Source organism: Ruminococcus sp. AM43-6, assembly GCF_003461785.1.
Classification (GTDB): domain Bacteria; phylum Bacillota; class Clostridia; order Oscillospirales; family Ruminococcaceae; genus Hominimerdicola; species Hominimerdicola aceti.
On the sequence record NZ_QTXU01000001.1, the window covers coordinates 148,125 to 165,761 of the forward strand.

Consider the following 17,637-nt stretch of genomic DNA (forward strand, 5'->3'; position numbering starts at 1 on the left):
ATGATAACTTAATATATAAATGCGTATCAGCAAGAGTAGCTGTGAGGTAATTTTCAGAGAGGAGCCGTTTGGTGCAAGGCTTCAAGGACTTTCAGTGAAGTGCGGCTGACAGCAGGGAGCGAACAACGGTGAAAGCTTAGTATTCCTCTCCGTAGGGTCTGCGTTAAAGATATTGAGCTGTACAAAATTTTGTATAGGAAATCGGAGTGGAACCGTAGATCATAATCTGCCTCCGGAGTGGTGAAACGCCATTCCGGAGGTTTTTTCTTAGAAAGGGAGAGATAGATATGACGATTTTGGAAAATATAAAGCATGATATTCAGACTATAAAGGACAGAGATCCTGCGGCAACTAGTACGCTGGAGATCCTCACATATTCGGGGCTTCACGCTGTGGCTTTTTACAGGGTGTCGCACTGGTTCTATGTTCACAAGCACAAGGTCATCGCAAGATGTATTTCGCAGTTTGCAAGAATGTTGACAGGTATCGAGATACACCCAGGTGCTAAGATAGGCAAGGGTCTGCTTATCGACCACGGCTCGGGTGTTGTTATAGGTGAGACCGCTGAGATAGGCGATTACTGCCTGCTGTATCAGGGCTGTACCCTTGGCGGAACAGGTAAAGACCACGGTAAAAGACACCCGACCCTTGGAAACAATGTTATGGTAGGGTGCGGTGCAAAGGTGCTTGGACCATTCACTGTGGGGGACAATGCAAAGATAGCCGCAAATGCGGTAGTTCTTGAGCCTGTGCCTGCAAACTCAACGGCTGTGGGTGTGCCTGCAAGGATAGTTAAGCAGAACGGCAAGCGCACCTGCGACCTAGATCAGGTTCATATCCCTGATCCTGTGGCTCAGGAGCTTTGCCAGACAAGAATACAGATAGCTAAGCTGGAAAAGAGAGTGGCTGAGCTTGAAAAGATCGGAAAGAAAGAGCAGTAAAATATAAGGTATAAGGAAAGAGGTAAAAATAAATGAACATTTATAACACGCTTACTCACAAGATCGAAAAATTTGTACCAAACGAGCCGGGCAAGGTGTCAATGTATACCTGCGGTCCTACAGTTTATCACTATGCCCATATCGGCAATCTGAGAAGCTATATAATGGAGGACGTTTTGGAAAAGTATCTCCGCTATGACGGTTATGACGTAAAGAGAGTGATGAACATCACTGACGTTGGTCATCTTACTTCTGACGGCGATACAGGCGATGATAAAATGCTCAAGGGCGCAAAGCGTGAGCATAAGACTGTTATGGAGATCGCAAAATTCTACACTGACGCTTTCTTTGAGGACTGCAAGAAGCTAAATATCAAAAGGCCTGACGTTGTTGAGCCTGCAACTGGCTGTATTGGTGATTTTATCAAGGTGATATCTGCTCTTATGGACAAGGGCTATGCTTATGAGGCAGGTGGAAATATCTATTTTGATACTTCAAAGCTGAAAGAGTATTATGTTTTCCACAACTTTAATGAGGAAGATCTTGAGGTCGGCGTTCGTGAGGGCGTTGAGGAGGACACAAACAAGCGCAACAAGGCTGACTTTGTACTGTGGTTCACAAAGTCTAAGTTCGATGATCAGGAGCTTAAATGGGATTCACCTTGGGGCGTGGGTTACCCTGGCTGGCATATCGAGTGTTCATGTATCTCTATGAAGCACCTTGGCGAAAGACTTGACATTCACTGCGGCGGTATCGACAACGCTTTCCCACACCACACAAACGAGATAGCACAGTCTGAGGCTTATCTTGGTCACAAGTGGTGCAACTACTGGTTCCATATCCTGCACCTTAACACAAACAGCGGAAAGATGTCAAAGTCTAAGGGCGAGTTCCTTACTGTTTCACTGCTGGAGTCAAAGGGCTATGACCCACTGGTATACAGATTTTTCTGCTTGCAGTCACACTACAGAAAGTCACTTGTTTTCACATACGAAAACCTTGACAATGCAAAGACAGCATACAACAAGCTGACCGCAAGGATAGCACAGCTTATGGCTGACAAGAAGCCTGACGAGGTGGTGGAGCTTGAGGATTTTGAGAAGTTCAAGGGCAGCTTCAAGGCGGCACTTGATGACGATATAAACACTTCAAATGCTATCACTGTTCTGTATGACGTTCTTAAAGCTGACACTAACAATGAAACAAAGCTTGCCCTTATCGAAGATTTTGACAAGGTGCTTTCACTTGGTCTGATAGAAGCTGCAAAGAAGCTCAGTGCTGACGATGAAGAGGATATCCCTGAGGAGGTCAAGGTGCTTGTTGAGGAGCGTAAGGCTGCAAGAAAGGCAAAGGACTTTGCTAAGGCTGACGAGCTGAGAGATAAGATAGGCGAGCTTGGCTATATCGTTGAGGAAACAAGACATGGCACAAAGATAAAGAAAAAGTAAAGGAGCGTTAAATGAGCAAAAATAAACAGGATCTGGGTCCATACCGCAGAAAACAGTTTCAGACGTATTTTCAGTTTTCACTTATAGCAATTTGCTTTGTTATAATCTTTGTTCTCTTTTACGCCTGCACTGGCAGCAGCAAGAACGATATAGACTATACTGATGCAAAGGTGATACAGATGGACGAACCTGCCGATGACAGCCCTGTGGTGGTTTTTGAAACAAACAAGGGAACTTTCAAGGCTGTGCTTTTCCCTGATGAAGCACCGAACTATTGCAAGTTTTTCACTGGACTTGTGGAAAAGGGCTATTATGACGGCACTTATGTGAGCATGGTGCAGGACGGTGTGTATTTTATAGGCGGAACAAAGCAGGCTGACGGTCAGACAACTTCTGACACTGACACTACCACTATCGAGGCGGAGTATTCAAAAAACCTGTGGCCTTTAAAAGGTGCGCTTTGTGCATACACGCAGGAGCAAGGTCACTTGTTCAGCAAGAAGAAGGTTTCAAACAGCTATCTTTTGTTTGTTGACAATTATGATCTCACTGAAGAGGAGCAGGCGGAGCTTGACAGCAAGCTTGCAGACAGCAACAATATCCCTGAGGATATTACCGATGCTTTTGAGAAATATGGCGGTGTGCTGAATTTCTCTCAGCAGTATACTGTTTTCGGTCAGGTATATGATGGCTTGGATATTTATGACGAGATATGCGGTGCTGATGTGGCTGACTCTGAGACGCTGAAGCCTAGGGAGGACATACAATTCACAAAGGTGTATATGTCTACCTACGGAGAGAATAAAAACAGCAATGCTTTTGCAGGCAGTGCGGATAGTTCTGAGGTTTCTGAGAGTGCGGTCGACAGTGCAGACACAAGCTCGGAGATGTAAATTAATCATATCAATTAAAGCGAATGGGTGGATGCCTGTTCGCTTTTTTATATTCACTGAAAATTCATTATTTATTTGTTTATTTCACTATAAATTTGTATTAAGCTCTGCTATACTACTCTTTAGAACATAAAGATTTTAACATTGATTTCGTATGAACCAAGGCTTAAAATCAGAAGATTTTATACTTAATATAAGAATATGAAACATAAATTTTATTATATTAGACATGACTCTTATATTGTAAATTACATTAATAACGTTAGCCGAGCCACAGTTCTTGACTTTATGAGCTTATTGTGGTAAACTTAAAACCAAGTCCATGTGTGAAAAAAATTCGGCAGTGTCTGGATTTTATGTGCGTTGAGCCGAGAGTTGAGCTTGCAAGGGTGTTGGACGATATTAACGAATTTTTTTAGTAACAGAATAGGCAGGAAAGTCCTGTCTTTAAAATAGGAGGAAAATTTATGAGCGAATACAAGATCTACTCATTGCATATGGGTAAGGCAAAATGTGCTGTTGATTTGGGCGATGGCTCTGAGCGTGGAGAGTATGTAAATCAGGATTACATTCTCAACAAAATGGGCAGACCACACAGAAGCATAAGCCTTATGTACTGCTACTATCCGCTGGATAAGGAGTTCCCTGGAAGAATTTCTGAGGTAATGAAAGACGAAGATGTTTCTTTTGCATGGGATTATCCATATGATGATTATTTCACATACAAGGGCGGTCTTGAGGGCAACACAGAGGGCGAGCCTTTTACCTTCATGAGAGATGTAAGACGTCATGGACAGGACGTTACACTCACACTCACAGTTGACCCACACGTTTCAGACGAACAGCTTATCGCTATCGCTAATGACCTTAGACCTTTCGGCAGACTTCTTCTTAGAATAAACCATGAAGCTACAGGCAACTGGTTCTCATTCAACAAGAGATGCACTTATCAGGAAGTTGCTGATTTCTACTGCCGTTTCAATAAGATACTTAAGGAATATGCACCAAACGTTTCTACTATTCTTTGTATCGGTGGCATTGAAGATCTTAACAAGAAAGAGATCGAAAAGGAAGCAGAGTTTTCACAGGCTGTCAAGGAGACAGACATCTGGTCTGTTGACAAGTACATGGCTCTTCACTGGGGTTGGCCTTATGACGTTGCTGAAAGAGGCGGCACAAGCCACAGCAGAAGCAAGGTCAAGGACATATACAATATGACAAAGCGTTCTTTTGAGAGATTCAAGGAGATAAACGGCGGCGTTACAAAGCCAATGGTAATGAGCGAGTTCAACGCTGACGGCGACGTTACAGGTCCATACGATCAGGCAGCAATGGTAAAGGAATTCTGCGATATGCTCAAGGCTGATGGCGAGGACTGGTTCTCAGGCTTCACATTCTATCAGTTCAGAGACAGAGGACGTCTTGGTCTTGAGATTCAGGACCCTAACTATGCTGACTGCGGCATCGAGCAGCCTGTTATGAAGACATATAAGGAAATTATCCACGATGATTTCTTCAAGCCTGCAATGACAAGAGGCGACGAGGTTACACTGCCATGCACGCTTCGTTGGGGCGGTTCTGAGGACGCTGAGGGTCTTGAGATCCCTCTCCACTTTGAAAAGAATCCACACTTCTGCGAGGTTACATTTGATGATGATTCAAACATCATGATGGAGATAAACGGCAAGTGGTTCTATAAGTCACCTGAGGCAAAGACGATCGACCTTATGGCAGCTTTTTTTGAGAAGCCGCTGGAGGGTGAGGCTGATCTGACTCTCAGACTTTTTGCTCCTCCTGCAAGCGGTGAGAATGATCTGTCTATTGAGGACGGACTTATGAACAGCTACACAGAGATCAAGAAGCTTCCTAATATCCGTATCAGATTTGAGCCAGTTGAGCTTTAATTTCAGACATAATTTAAGGGACGGTTTTTCCGTCCCTTTTTGTGTGATATTTCGGCTTATATAAACGAGTGTAGGTAAACGGGCGAACAGTGTTCGCCCCTACAATAGAAAATCGTTTGCTGTACGAATTTTTGTACAACAAACGATTTTTATATTGTTATTTATCGCATGGTGCTTGTCTTGACATTATCTGCATTGCGGCTTTAAGACCGTCAACGGCAGCGGACATTATGCCTCCTGCATAGCCTGCACCCTCGCCACAGGGATAGAGATTTTCCACTGAGAGAGATACCATATCTGCGTTTCGTGTAATGCGAACAGGGGAGCTTGTACGGGTTTCAGGTGCGGTGAGCATTGCACCTTTATCGCCGAAGCATTTCATTTTTCGTGAGAAATTCTGCAAGCCGCCCTCCAGCATATCAGTCACGAATTTAGGAAATACATCACGAAGCTCTGTCGCCTTACAGCCAAGTGCGTAGGTGGGTGAAACTGTGCCTGCTATTTCAGGCTTGCCATCAAGAAATCCGCCAACTGTCGTGCCTGCGCCTTTATATGAGCCTGTGAGAGTATAAGCTTTTTGCTCTATAGACCGTGCGAAAGCCACTCCGTCAAGCGCTCCGTGACCAAAGTCGTCAGGGGTAACAGCCACGACAACTGCAGCGTTTGCGTTTTCACCGTCACGGGCAAACTCGCTCATGCCATTTGTGACAGTGCCTCCGCTTTCGGAAGCTGACGGCACAACTGTACCGCCTGGACACATACAAAAAGTGTAAACACATCTGCCGTTTTTATCACGCCATGAAAGCTGATATTCACCCTTTGGAAGCAGTGGATTGCCTGCATGGTCACCGTATAAGCTTTCGTCAACAGCCGCCTGCTTATGTTCTATTCTTGCGCCAACAGAGAACGGCTTAGGCTCTAGGAAGATGTTTTTGCACTGCAAAAGCTCAAAAGTATCCCTTGCGGAATGACCGATAGCAAGTATAAGGGCAGACACTTTTTCGTTTTTGTCACCTGCTGATATATTCTGCACTTTGCCGTTAGCGATAGCCATATCAGTGAGGGCAGTGTCAAATCTTACCTCGCCCCCAAGCTCTATTATCCTTTTTCGGATAGCCGTGACGATATTTCGCAGATTGTCAGTGCCTATATGCGGTTTAGCTTTTGTGAGAATCTCTTTCGGCGCACCGAAATCCACGAAGCGTTCAAGAACATATCTGCAAAGAGGGTCTTTTATTCGTGTGGTGAGCTTGCCGTCAGAAAATGTGCCTGCACCACCTTCACCGAATTGCACGTTGCAATTGGTGTCAAGCTCGCCTGTAAGCCAGAATTTCTGTACCGATGCAGTACGTTTTTCCATTGAGCTGCCACGCTCTAAAATAATCGGTCTATAACCCTGCTCGGCAAGGGCAAGTCCTGCGAACATTCCTGCCGGGCCAAAACCTGCAATGACAACTTTGCCCTCTGCTTTTTCTGTGGATATGACAGGCTTGTAAACACTGCGTTCAACATAGGTTAGGAAAGTGTTCTTCTCACAAAGCTTCTTTTCAAGGTCGGCACTGTCAAGTGTCACGAAAACTGAGTGGACAAAGTGAATGTCGTTGCGCTTTCGTGCATCAAGAGAACTTTTGTGTATCTCGCAGTCTATGGTGTGCTTTGAGGCACTGCCTAGCTTTTTCAGAGCGGTGGAGATAACTTCCTGCTCTGTTGCGTTAAGTGGGGAACTTATTTGATTTACTATTATTGGCATATATCCTCCTGCGTTTTTACCGAAAAATCGGGACGAATAGATCGTCCCGATAAATTTTTATTAGTCTGAAACAACTATCTGTATCTCGTTTTTGCCGAAACCCCAAACGTTGTTGTAGGTCGGTGAATAGATTATAGCCTCTCGAGCATAAGAACCAGAGTCAATTATGTCGCTGAGATTGACCTCAGCGTATAAGTCGCTGTCTTTAAGATTGTTTATCACATCTTCAGGACCGTAGACCTTGACGTTTGTGAGCTTTTTTGTTTCTATCTCAGTGGACTTGCCTGACGGCTTGCCCGTTGCGATGATATGGTCTGATGTTATGGTGAACTCCTTCGAGGTGTATCCCTCTGAGTCAAAGGATACACGAACGTTTTCATCGCCATTCATATTGATCTCACCTGAGTTGAGAGGGATCTTGAAGCTGAACACTTTTGCAAGGTTTATCTCTGAAAGTTTTATGGAGCCGATAGTGAGCGTTTCTGTATCTGAGTCGTCAAGATTTGGCGATACCACAGATATCTCTTCCTCGGAAAGCTTCAGTGGCAGTGAGCTGACATCAAAATTATCCGTACAATTAGAGATATCTACCTTTAGCTTTGCTGTCTTTTTCTTGTAGATAACAAAATTCACGTCAACAGACTTTGTATCCTTGACTTCTATTTTAGATGGATCAACAACGTTGTCGTCATCGTCATAGAATACGATATCCTGTGTGTTGATAGTCGTGTCCTCGGATATTTTCTTTGATTTTGAGATCTGTGCCACCGCTTTGCTTATGTTGTCAAGGTCATTTTTCGGACCTTCAACTGTTATCTCGCTTGGTGATGTGGTAGTTTCTTTAAGGATATAGCCCTCCTCAGCGCTTATGAGCGGGGCTTCTGCGGTGAGTGGGATAGTCTTTGTGGTAAGTCTGTCAAACTCCACAGAAACAGTGTCAGGGTTGACAGAAACTACAGTTACCTTGTCGGTGGAATGTGATGACTTGACATCAATGTCAAGGTCGTAGGTACCCTCTTTTGTTACGTCATCAAGATTGACAGTTGCCACAAGATCTGCGGCAGTATAGCTGCCTATCTCATAGTTCATGCCCTTTATCTCAACGTCTACGGAGATATCCTTATAGTTGAGTGCGGAAAGTCCTTTTTCTTTTGCCTGCGTTCCGTCAAGCGAGAACACAACAGGAACGTTTGTTATAGTCTTGTTTATTGTAGGATACTGAGTGATAGAAAGGGCGAACCATATTATTACAGCAATGATTATGGAAAGTATTCTCAGACCAAAGTCTGCACCATGGCGATTTTCCTTTTTAGCCTTTTTTACTTTTTCCATTTTGAAATCACCCTTCCTGCAAAAGAATTTTCTCTAATGGAATTAGCGTCCTTTTCAGGCAAAAGACGATTGTCCAGAAGTCTTTTCAGAGAGTCCTTTGAATATCCTCTGGTAAGCTCTCCGTTTTCGGCAACTGAGATGTTGCCTGTTTCCTCAGATACCACGACGACTATTGCGTCAGAGTTTTCGCTCATTCCGATAGCTGCACGGTGTCTTGAACCGAGTTGTTTGTTTATAAGTTCGTCTTTCTGCGGTCTTGGCAAGAAACAGCCTGCCGCAAGTATTATTCCGTCTCTGATTATTACAGCACCATCATGGAGCGGTGTATTCGGAAAGAATATGTTTCCGAATATCGCTGTTGATGGTATGCAGTTGAGTATCGTTCCTGTAGCTATCTGTTCCCCAAGCTTTGTCTTTCTCTCACAGATTATAAGCGCACCTGTTTTGGTGGAAGAAAGACTTGCGGCAGAATCACATATAGCGTCAATAGCTTTTTTCCAATGTTCGGTGTTGTCGTCAGAGTCACTTGAGCTAAAGAAATTAAAGCCACCCAGACTTGTTCGTCCAACCTTTTCAAGAACACGTCTGAGTTCAGGCTGAAACATTATGATAAGAGCAAGGAAGCCCCACTGGAAGCAGATCTTCAGCAAAAATCTGATAGTTTGCAAATTAAAGAATACTGCAAGCAGGTAGCAGCCTATGAGTATAAGGATACCTTTTGTGAGCTGCTGCGCCCTTGTTTCGCGAATAAGCTTTATGCCGTGGAATATCAGAAAGGAGAGAATAGCAATATCGACAATGTCATTAAGACCTATTGATGTAAAAACGCCCCAAATAGCGTTTATAACATAAGCGATACTGTCAAGCATAGTTCACACCCTTTCGATAATTTCTGTAAATGTAATGAAAAAAACAAAACAAATACAGATGATTTTATATATATTAATAGTATATCATATTTTTTCGCAAAGTACAAGGGTTGAACAAGATTTTTTTTAATAAAAAGCGGACCTTTTTTCAGTCCGCTTCTATATCAGCTCTCTTTTGGAAGATAAAATCTTCCTGAGAGTTTTTGTGTTTTTACTTCGTTTATGAAGGCTTTCGGATCGGCTTCTTTTACAGCGTGTATGACCTTTTTGGTCTGTGCCGCTGATACTACTGAATAGACGATCTGTCTTTCGCAGTGTTCATAGGATCCTTCACCGTCGAGTATGGTCGCACCATGCTGGCTCACTGCATAAATAGCGTCTGCTATCTCTTTGGGTTTGTTTGTTACGATAAGCAAGGTGCTTTGCTGGAATTTTTTGTAGAGCATATGCAAAACGGTTGTTGAAGCATATTGAAAGATGATAGAATACAGTGCTTTGTCCCAGCCGAACATAAAGCCTGCAACGCACAATATGACCGCATTAAAGCCAAGTATAACATTGAATGTGTCCATATTGCTTTTTTCTGAAAGATAAATGGATATAAAGTCCGTTCCACCTGATGTTGCACCACGATTAAGGCAGAGGCTAATGGCAACGCCGTTTATCATTCCTCCGAAGATGCTTATGAGAAGCACGTCCTGGGTGATTATGTGGTTTGGGATAAGGTCGGTGAAAAAGCTGTTGAGCAGTATCATCACGCAGGAAAAAGCCGTGAACTTTTTGCCGATAAATCTGAAACCGATATACACGGGGATTATGTTCAGAGTTATGTTTATGATGCTGAACGGAAGCATTATGCCTGCAAGCTGTTTCACTGCACGCTGTATGAGTATGGACATTCCTGTCATTCCGCCTGGGTAAAGACCGCCTGTGTTTACAAAGGTCTTTGTGTTTAGCGCCATGAGAAAGGCGGCGACAGTCACGGCGATAATTGTGAAAATGTCTTTTCTGATATCTTTTTTCATGGCTTTGCCACTCCTTTCATATTCAGCAATTATTCTCCTTTAAGCTCGGCAAATTTTTTCTGCATGGTAGGGTTATTTTTGGTAAGGCTCTTGATAGTGAGAGCGTCAGCCTTTTTGTTTGCAAGGCGCAGATTGTTTTCTGATGAAATAAGATTTTCTTTTATCTTTGTGAGATGTGCTATAGACTTGTCTATTTCTGTGATAGCTTCGCCAAAACGTCTGCTTGCAAGTTCATAGTTTCGGGCAAAGCCCTCCTTGAAAGTGTTGATGTTTTGCTCAAACATTGTGATGTCGATATTCTCGTTGCGCACCTTTTCAAGCTCTTCCTTATAGGAAAGGGTATTCATGGCGGCATTTCTCAGTATGGTGATTATCGGTATAAAGCACTGAGGTCTGACTACATACATTTTATCATAAGCATATGAAACATCTGTGATGCCTGCGTTATAAAGCTCGCTGTCGCTTTCCAAAAGTGAAACAAGTACAGCGTATTCGCAATTTTTCTGATGTCTGTCCTTGTCAAGCTCTTTGAAGAAATGCTCGTTCTTTTTCTTGGTGGAGGTGGTGTCCTGCTCGTTTTTCATTTCAAACATTATGGATATTATCTCCACACCGTTTTCATCACATTCACGGTAGATAAAGTCGCCCTTGCTTCCTGAGCTTGCGTCGTTATCCTTGTCAAAATAAGCGTTTCTGAAAGCGGTAGCTCTTATCTTGTTGAACTCGTTCATGCAGTGCTGTTCAAGGCTCTCGCCCACCATTTTTGTAGACAGACGGCTTTTTAGGTCTTTGTAGTATGCGATAGCTTCGTCCTTGCTTTTTATCTGTGCATTAAGCTCTGCAATAGTGGAATTTTTCTCACTTTCCACTTTTGAAAGTGCAGTGGTAAGCTCCAAAGCCTTTTCAGTATCCTTATTTTTGATATCCGTTTCAAGACGTGTTATCTCCGCTTTATATTCATTTTCTGACTTTTGCATTTGCAGAGTATGCTCAGAATTGAGCTGCTGTATCTGCATATCACGCTGGGATATCTCCTGCCTGAGCTTATCCTTTTCGCTGTTGAATTGCGATCTTGCTTTCTCCACAGCCATTGATATGGCAAGTTCTTTTTCTGTGGTCATGGATTTGGTCTGAGCGGTAAGCTGTGCGATAAGCTTTTCGTTTTGACTTATCTGCTCCTTTAGCTGTTCAAGCGTTTTTTCATATTCGGCTCTTGTGCTCTCCTGAGCCTTTGTGACTGCAAGTGTCTTTTCACTCTCACCGTTAGCCGCAGCCGCCTTGAGCTTTTGTATCTCCATATCCTTATCATTGACAGCCTTTGTATACTTGCTGTCAAAATCAAGCTTAGCAAGCTTTAAAGCCTTGTCTTTTTCATCAGCCACACGCTTGTCAAGCTCTTTATCAAATTCCGCAGTTTTTACCTGTGCCACGATAGCCGCATAGCCCTGTTCATCAACTTTGAATACTTCTCCGCAGTGGGGACATTTTATTTCAGACATTTTATGTACCTCCGATTTTTTGTTTTTTCTTTAATATGATTATATCATATTTTATTCTCCTATACAAGAAATGAAGAAGATTTTTTTTACGACAAATTGGCAGGAACGTAAAAATCACGTTCCTGCCAATTTGTTGAAAAGCCCGATAGTTAGCGAGCGACCAAAGGTCGCCCCTACATAAAATAGCTACGTCATTTGTAGGGGACGGCGCCCTCGACGTCCCGCTTGCTTGTTTTTTTCAGCACTCTCAGCAGGAACGTAAAAATCACGCTCCTGCGAAAATTTAGCCGAGTATTTTCTTTATATCTTCTTCAGGGGTGCTGATAGGTGTAAGCTGGAACTTATCCACCAAAACGTCAAGCACTCCCTTTGAAACGAATGCAGGGAGGGTCGGTCCGAGGTAGATGTTCTTTATGCCCAATGAAAGCAGGGTGAGAAGTATGCACACTGCCTTTTGCTCATACCATGAAAGCACAAGCGTCAGCGGCAGATCGTTCACTCCGCAGTCGAACGCCTCGGCAAGTGCAAGGGCTATCTTTATTGCTGAGTATGCGTCATTGCACTGTCCGCAGTCAAGTATCCTTGGTATGCCATCGATAGTGCCAAGATCCATATCGTTTATGCGGTATTTTCCGCAGGCAAGAGTGAGGATAAGGCTGTCAGGCGGTGTGAGCCTTGCGAAGTCTGAATAGTAACTTCTGCTCGGTGACGCACCGTCACAGCCGCCTATGAGGAAGAAGTGCTTTATCCTGCCCTCTTTCACAAGGCTTATTATCTTTTCGGCATTTGACAGCACTGCGTTGTGTGCAAAGCCTGTTGTTACTGTGTGACCGCCGTTCATGCCTGTCATTTCTCTGTCCTCGTCATAGCCGCCGCACTCAATGGCTTTTTCTATAACAGGCGTAAAATCCTTGTCGTCGCCAATGTGCACAAGCTCAGGATATGACACGATAGAGGTGGTGAAAACTCTGTCGCAGTAGCTTTGACGGACAGGCATTATGCAGTTTGTTGTGAAAAGTATCGGTGCAGGGATATTGTGAAATTCCGACTGCTGATTTTGCCAGCCTGTGCCGAAATTGCCCTTTAGCTGCGGATAGGCTTTGAGCTTTGGATAACCATGGGCAGGGAGCATTTCACTATGAGTGTAGATATTCACTCCTTTATCTTTGGTCTGCTCAAGGAGAAGTTTCATATCGTGCAGGTCATGACCGCTCACGACGATAAAAGGTCCTTTTTCAATGGTTAGTGGAACTTCTGTAGGGACAGGGTCGCCATATGCGTCAGTGTTTGCGGCATCGAGAAGTGCCATACATTTCAGGTTCACATTGCCTGTTTCAAGCACCAGCCCCAACAGCTTTTCAGGGTCGTTCTCACTGCCTATGGCACGCAGAGCCTTGTAGAAAAAGCTTGTCACCTCGCTGTCAGTTTTGCCAAGTGCCTGTGCGTGATAAGCATACGCCGCCATACCCTTTATTCCGAAGAGGATAAGTGATTTCAGCGAGCGGATATCCTCATGATCGTTCCACAGTTTTTTCATGTCGTAGTCATCAAACTTCTGAGAGTTGATGCGGTTTCGCTCAATGTGTATCTCCTCTGTGAGCTGTTTTATGGTGACATTATTGAAGTTCACGTTCGTGATAGTCGTAAAAAGCCCTTTGAGTATGAGCATATCTGTTTTTTCAGTTGACGAGCCATTTTCTGCTGCGTTTGCAAGGGCGATAAGTGCACCGATAAGCTCGTCCTGATAAAATGCTGTGTCGGCTTTTTTGCCGCATACGCCTACTTTTCCGTCACAGCCTGTGTTGTGTGCAGTCTGCTGACACTGGAAACAAAACATATCTTTCATTGGTAAGACCTCCGTATATTTGTGATAGGTCTATTATGTACCGATATGTGAAATTTATTCCTGCGTTTTATGAGAAAAACAGCCTAACTGCAAGTGCAGAGAATACAAATCCCATAAGGTCTGAAAGGCACGCCGCCGCAAATACCGAGGGATAAGCTTTTTGCTTTATGGCTGAAAAATATACTGCTATGGTGTAGAATGTCGTTTCCGTTGACCCCATTAAAACGCTTGCCACACGTCCGCTGTAGCTGTCAGGGGAAACGCTTGAAAGAATGGTTTCAAGGCAGGCGAGTGCGCCGCTCCCTGAAATGGGTCTGACTATGGCAAGGGGTATGCACTCTTCCGGAAAGCCTAGAAAAGTGGTCACAGGTCGGAGCAGTTTTGCTATAATATCAGCCGCACCTGATGATGTGAACATTCCCACTGCTGTCATAAGCAGAATGAGCATTGGTATCAGCCCCACGGCGATTTTGAGGTTTTCAGTCGCACCCTCGCAGAACACATTCACTATATCCACCTTTTTCACAAGCCCATAGCAAAGTATAAAAACCATAAGCGCAGGCACGAAAAGGTCACCGAAATTCATGGCGTTCGTCCTTTCTGAGGTTGAGGGCATAGACCATAAGACAGCCTGCGGTCACGGAGATAAGGGAGGAGAAAATGATAGCAGGCGTTACGTCAAAGGGGGATACTGCACCGTGTTCAAGGCGCATTGCCGCAATGGTGGAGGGGATAAGCTGAATGGAAGCCGTGTTAAGCACCACAAGCATAGAAATGCACTTCTTTCGTGCCGCAGGCGGAAGCTTCTGCATGGCTTTCACTGTGGCTATGCCTGAGGGTGTGGCGGCATTGCCTAATCCTAAAAGGTTTGCGGTCAGGTTCATTGTCACGGCATTCATGACCTCGGGGCAGTGTGCGGCATCTCTGAATAGTAGCCTTGTGACAGGGGATAGCATACGGGCAATGACCGCTGTTATGCCAGCCTTTTCACATATCTTCATAAGTCCGCCCCAAAGACACATCGAGCCACTCAAGTATATGACAAGCTCCACCGCTTTGTTACAGCCTTCAAGAGAAGCCACTGATACTGCTGTCATGTCGCCTTTAAGAAAACCGCATAACAAGGCGGATAGGGACAATATCACAATTATTACGCTTAATATAATTAACACTCCTTTCAGTTAGTATTCATATCAAGTTAATATATAAAAAACTTTGACAATAAGTGTGAAATTTTGGTGATAACGCTTGACAAATGTAATTATGTTTGTTATAATATGTTTATCATAAGATTTATGTTAAATGAAATACTATTTTTGTGTTTCAAATTAATTTAAAGGGGATTGATTTTATGAAATCTACAGGAATTGTAAGAAAAGTTGACGAGCTTGGAAGAATAGTTCTTCCTATCGAGCTCAGAAGAACCTACGACCTTGCTGTTAAGGACGCTATCGAGATCTATACAGATGATGACAAGATCATTCTGAAGAAGTTCCAGAGAACTTGTATCTTCTGCGGAAGCGGTGAAGAGTGCGTTGAATACAAGGGCAAGACAATTTGTGCAGCTTGTATGGCAGAGCTCAAGGGTGAAGCTAAGTAATTACATATTTGTAGTAATATTATGAAACAGACAGGACGGACATGAAAGTGTTTGTCCTGTTTTTATTTTATGTGATAGAAAAAGCGTGTATGCAAAAAAACATACACGCTTTTTTATATTATAAGCTTTTTGAAATCATCTTCGCTGCCATTAAATACCGTCATGTGGAGATATTCGCCGCTTTCATAGAATGAGAATTTTACACGGTTGGTATAAGTCCAAAACGTCCAATCCATATCCTCGTCAGGCTTTGAAAACAGGCTCTCATACCATATCTTGTCCTTGTTAAATCTGCTGTCTGAAGCAACGATGTTTTTGTACGTCCGTTCTGTGCAGTATATGACAGGTCTTACGCCGTATTGCTTTTCTATCCTGTCGCAGAAGTCTGCAAGGTTATCTGCGGCTTCGTAATAGTCAGGGGGCAAAAGTCTGTAAAGTCCTCTCAGTCTTACCTCCACTGCAGGGATAAGCCTGCCGCTTAGATCCTCGCCCACAGCATTTATGAAATGCTCTGCCTGCTCAGTGCCGTCAGTATCAAGCTCAAGCACATGATATGCTCCAACTGATATATCAGTGTCCTTTGAGCCGTTCCAGTTGTCACGGAACGCACCGTCCTCAAAGGTAGTGCCTTTGGTGGCTCTTATATAGGCGGTCTGGATATTCTGCTTAGCAAAACTCTTCCAGCGTATCTCGCCCATTGACTCTGTTACAACAGGTCCTCTTATTGGATAGTCACGCTTTTTCGGCTCATTGAACCACAGTCTGCCAGTATACAAAAGCACCGCAAGGTTTATCACAAGCACAACTGCACACAGTATTATCAGCCGTTTTACGAGCTTTTTCAGAAATCTGTGACGCGGCTTTTCTTCCTCGTAGACCTCGTAATTTGTGTAGTTTGAAAGGTCACGATTGTCATACTCGCTGTCTATTTTGTTTATAGCTTCCTTGTCAAGCTTGAATTTCTTGCTGCGTTTCATTAGCAGTATCCTCTCGGTTAAATTCCTCAGAATTTGCGATAAGCTCCGCAAATGTATATGTGTCAAGCTTGTTCCTTACCATTTCAGATATCTCGTTAAAAGCCTTCTGATAACAGCAGATACCGTCTGCACCTCTGTTGCAGGTGCAGTCTGGGGAAAGACATCTTGAAAAATAATATGTACCCTCTATGGCTTCAAGAACGTCTTTCAAGGTAAGCTGTGCAGGGTCTTTATTTATGATATAGCCCCCCTGCGTGCCTTTATATGACTTCACTATATCAGCCGCAACAAGCTTTCTCAGTATCTTCAGCGCAAATCGAAGTGTAACGCAGGCGTCATTGGAAATGGTCTTTGCGTCCATTTTGTCTTTTTCGCGGCATAGAACGGATACTATTCTTACTGCGTAATCCGCCTCAAGTGTTATAAACATTTATTTCCTCCGAAACTTAGTCAAGATAATCTCTTACCTTGTTGCTCCTGTTAGGGTGACGGAGCTTTCTGAGAGCCTTTGCCTCTATCTGACGTATTCTCTCACGGGTAACGTTGAACTGCTGACCTACTTCTTCAAGAGTTCTTGAACGTCCGTCCTCAAGACCGAAACGCAGTCTGAGCACCTTCTCTTCTCTATCTGTAAGAGTGGAAAGCACCTGATTTATCTGCTCTTTAAGAAGCACAAGTGAAGCGGCTTCTGCCGGAGCCGGAGCGTCATCATCAGGGATAAAGTCGCCAAGATGTGAGTCCTCCTCCTCACCGATAGGTGTTTCAAGAGAAACAGGGTCCTGAGCGATACGCATTATCTCTCTTACTCTTTCAACGCTCATATCAAGTTCTTTTGCTATTTCCTCAGGTGACGGATCATGACCGTTCTTGTGGAGAAGCTGTGAGGATACTTTCTTTACCTTTGTGATAGTTTCTACCATGTGTACAGGTATTCTGATAGTTCTTGCCTGATCGGCGATCGCTCTTGTTATAGCCTGTCTTATCCACCATGTGGCATATGTGGAGAATTTGAAGCCCTTTGTATAGTCGAATTTTTCAACGGCTTTGATAAGACCCATGTTGCCTTCCTGAATAAGGTCAAGGAAGCTCATTCCTCTGCCCACATATTTCTTTGCGATAGAAACAACAAGTCTGAGGTTTGCTTCTGCAAGTCTTTTTCTTGCTTTTTTAGCGTCCTTTTCATTGCCGCTAGACATCTTTTCTGCAAGCTGTATCTCCTCCTCTGAGGTAAGAAGCGGCACTCTGCCTATTTCCTTAAGGTAGATCTTAACCGGGTCGTCGATAGCGATCCCGTCAGTTGAAAGGGAAATATCAACGCCGTCCTGATCCAGATCGTCTTCCGGGTTTACCATGTCAAGGCTGTCGTCGGTGATGATATCATCAATTATCTCAATGTTATTTGCGGCACAGCTATCATAGAAGCTGTCCATTTGCTCAACGTCATAGTCGAGCTTTTCAAGAGCGTCAGTTATCTCTTTTGTAGTGAGCTTGCCTGTAGTTTTGCCGTGTTCCATAAGGTTATCAAGTATCTGTTTCTTGTCTGTCATTTCAAA

16 protein-coding genes are annotated in these 17,637 nt (G+C 43.7%); 5 read left to right on the plus strand and 11 right to left on the minus strand.

Going from position 1 to position 17,637, the window contains the following annotated elements:
• Positions 1-224 precede the first annotated feature (224 nt).
• From cysE to DW938_RS00720, 4 genes are all read left to right on the plus strand, one after another.
• A complete protein-coding gene (gene cysE, locus DW938_RS00705; protein ID WP_325206966.1) occupies positions 225-941 on the plus strand; it encodes a serine O-acetyltransferase in 717 nt (238 codons plus the stop codon).
• Between the two features lie 32 nt (positions 942-973).
• Entirely contained in the window at positions 974-2,389 is a 1,416-nt protein-coding gene (gene cysS / locus DW938_RS00710) for a cysteine--tRNA ligase (RefSeq protein ID WP_118123588.1), read from the plus strand.
• A gap of 11 nt (positions 2,390-2,400) precedes the next feature.
• Complete coding sequence (locus tag DW938_RS00715; protein ID WP_118123589.1) at positions 2,401-3,282, plus strand: peptidylprolyl isomerase; 882 nt, start codon at positions 2,401-2,403, stop codon at positions 3,280-3,282.
• A gap of 467 nt (positions 3,283-3,749) precedes the next feature.
• Positions 3,750-5,186: a hypothetical protein gene (locus tag DW938_RS00720; RefSeq protein WP_118123590.1), complete on the plus strand. Its 1,437-nt coding sequence runs from the start codon at positions 3,750-3,752 to the stop codon at positions 5,184-5,186.
• A gap of 157 nt (positions 5,187-5,343) precedes the next feature.
• Here the strand turns inward: DW938_RS00720 and DW938_RS00725 are convergent, their stop codons facing one another.
• From DW938_RS00725 to DW938_RS00760, 8 genes are all read right to left on the minus strand, one after another.
• Positions 5,344-6,936 carry an FAD-dependent protein gene (locus tag DW938_RS00725; protein ID WP_118123591.1) on the minus strand — a complete coding sequence of 531 codons (1,593 nt, stop codon included), beginning with the start codon at positions 6,934-6,936 and terminating at the stop codon, positions 5,344-5,346.
• A gap of 60 nt (positions 6,937-6,996) precedes the next feature.
• The gene (locus DW938_RS00730; protein WP_046440777.1) at positions 6,997-8,268 is read right to left on the minus strand and encodes a CdaR family protein; all 1,272 of its coding nucleotides are present in this window, start codon (positions 8,266-8,268) and stop codon (positions 6,997-6,999) included.
• On the minus strand, positions 8,256-9,137 hold the full coding sequence (gene cdaA / locus DW938_RS00735; RefSeq protein WP_117876473.1) for a diadenylate cyclase CdaA: 882 nt from the start codon (positions 9,135-9,137) through the stop codon (positions 8,256-8,258). The genes DW938_RS00730 and cdaA overlap by 13 nt, the downstream gene beginning before the upstream one ends.
• A 164-nt stretch (positions 9,138-9,301) precedes the next feature.
• Positions 9,302-10,162: a YitT family protein gene (locus tag DW938_RS00740; protein WP_117863264.1), complete on the minus strand. Its 861-nt coding sequence runs from the start codon at positions 10,160-10,162 to the stop codon at positions 9,302-9,304.
• Positions 10,163-10,191: 29 nt separating this feature from the next.
• Positions 10,192-11,661: a DUF2130 domain-containing protein gene (locus DW938_RS00745; protein ID WP_118123592.1), complete on the minus strand. Its 1,470-nt coding sequence runs from the start codon at positions 11,659-11,661 to the stop codon at positions 10,192-10,194.
• 283 nt (positions 11,662-11,944) lie between these two features.
• Positions 11,945-13,507, minus strand: a complete 1,563-nt coding sequence (gene hcp, locus DW938_RS00750; protein WP_118123593.1) for a hydroxylamine reductase — start codon at positions 13,505-13,507, stop codon at positions 11,945-11,947.
• Positions 13,508-13,574: 67 nt separating this feature from the next.
• A complete protein-coding gene (locus tag DW938_RS00755) occupies positions 13,575-14,093 on the minus strand; it encodes a nucleoside recognition domain-containing protein (RefSeq protein ID WP_117876476.1) in 519 nt (172 codons plus the stop codon).
• A complete protein-coding gene (locus DW938_RS00760) occupies positions 14,080-14,604 on the minus strand; it encodes a nucleoside recognition domain-containing protein (RefSeq protein ID WP_117863266.1) in 525 nt (174 codons plus the stop codon). The genes DW938_RS00755 and DW938_RS00760 overlap by 14 nt, the downstream gene beginning before the upstream one ends.
• 254 nt (positions 14,605-14,858) lie before the next feature.
• Between DW938_RS00760 and DW938_RS00765 the strand changes: the two genes are divergently transcribed.
• Positions 14,859-15,107 (plus strand): AbrB/MazE/SpoVT family DNA-binding domain-containing protein, encoded by a 249-nt coding sequence (locus DW938_RS00765; RefSeq protein WP_022288275.1) that lies wholly within the window; start codon positions 14,859-14,861, stop codon positions 15,105-15,107.
• Between the two features lie 113 nt (positions 15,108-15,220).
• On the opposite strand, the gene DW938_RS00770 is transcribed toward DW938_RS00765, so the two are convergent.
• The 3 genes from DW938_RS00770 to rpoD are packed head-to-tail and all read right to left on the minus strand — an operon-like array spanning position 15,221 to position 17,631.
• Complete coding sequence (locus DW938_RS00770) at positions 15,221-16,084, minus strand: GH25 family lysozyme (RefSeq protein ID WP_118123594.1); 864 nt, start codon at positions 16,082-16,084, stop codon at positions 15,221-15,223.
• Positions 16,056-16,514, minus strand: a complete 459-nt coding sequence (locus DW938_RS00775; RefSeq protein ID WP_022288277.1) for an Rrf2 family transcriptional regulator — start codon at positions 16,512-16,514, stop codon at positions 16,056-16,058. Before DW938_RS00775 ends, DW938_RS00770 begins: the two co-directional genes overlap by 29 nt.
• 16 nt (positions 16,515-16,530) lie before the next feature.
• Positions 16,531-17,631: an RNA polymerase sigma factor RpoD gene (gene rpoD / locus DW938_RS00780; protein ID WP_118123595.1), complete on the minus strand. Its 1,101-nt coding sequence runs from the start codon at positions 17,629-17,631 to the stop codon at positions 16,531-16,533.
• Positions 17,632-17,637 lie beyond the last annotated feature (6 nt).

Bases quoted from the DNA above. Each gene is read 5' to 3' on its own strand.
- cysS (WP_118123588.1), top strand. From the start codon at position 974: ATGAACATTTATAACACGCTTACTCACAAGATCGAAAAATTTGTACCA.
- DW938_RS00765 (WP_022288275.1), top strand. From the start codon at position 14,859: ATGAAATCTACAGGAATTGTAAGAAAAGTTGACGAGCTTGGAAGAATA.
- cdaA (WP_117876473.1), bottom strand. From the start codon at position 9,137: ATGCTTGACAGTATCGCTTATGTTATAAACGCTATTTGGGGCGTTTTT.
- DW938_RS00720 (WP_118123590.1), top strand. From the start codon at position 3,750: ATGAGCGAATACAAGATCTACTCATTGCATATGGGTAAGGCAAAATGT.
- DW938_RS00740 (WP_117863264.1), bottom strand. From the start codon at position 10,162: ATGAAAAAAGATATCAGAAAAGACATTTTCACAATTATCGCCGTGACT.
- DW938_RS00755 (WP_117876476.1), bottom strand. From the start codon at position 14,093: ATGAATTTCGGTGACCTTTTCGTGCCTGCGCTTATGGTTTTTATACTT.
- DW938_RS00715 (WP_118123589.1), top strand. From the start codon at position 2,401: ATGAGCAAAAATAAACAGGATCTGGGTCCATACCGCAGAAAACAGTTT.
- DW938_RS00725 (WP_118123591.1), bottom strand. From the start codon at position 6,936: ATGCCAATAATAGTAAATCAAATAAGTTCCCCACTTAACGCAACAGAG.
- DW938_RS00730 (WP_046440777.1), bottom strand. From the start codon at position 8,268: ATGGAAAAAGTAAAAAAGGCTAAAAAGGAAAATCGCCATGGTGCAGAC.
- DW938_RS00775 (WP_022288277.1), bottom strand. From the start codon at position 16,514: ATGTTTATAACACTTGAGGCGGATTACGCAGTAAGAATAGTATCCGTT.
- rpoD (WP_118123595.1), bottom strand. From the start codon at position 17,631: ATGACAGACAAGAAACAGATACTTGATAACCTTATGGAACACGGCAAA.
- DW938_RS00770 (WP_118123594.1), bottom strand. From the start codon at position 16,084: ATGAAACGCAGCAAGAAATTCAAGCTTGACAAGGAAGCTATAAACAAA.
- hcp (WP_118123593.1), bottom strand. From the start codon at position 13,507: ATGAAAGATATGTTTTGTTTCCAGTGTCAGCAGACTGCACACAACACA.
- DW938_RS00745 (WP_118123592.1), bottom strand. From the start codon at position 11,661: ATGTCTGAAATAAAATGTCCCCACTGCGGAGAAGTATTCAAAGTTGAT.
- DW938_RS00760 (WP_117863266.1), bottom strand. From the start codon at position 14,604: ATGACAGCAGTATCAGTGGCTTCTCTTGAAGGCTGTAACAAAGCGGTG.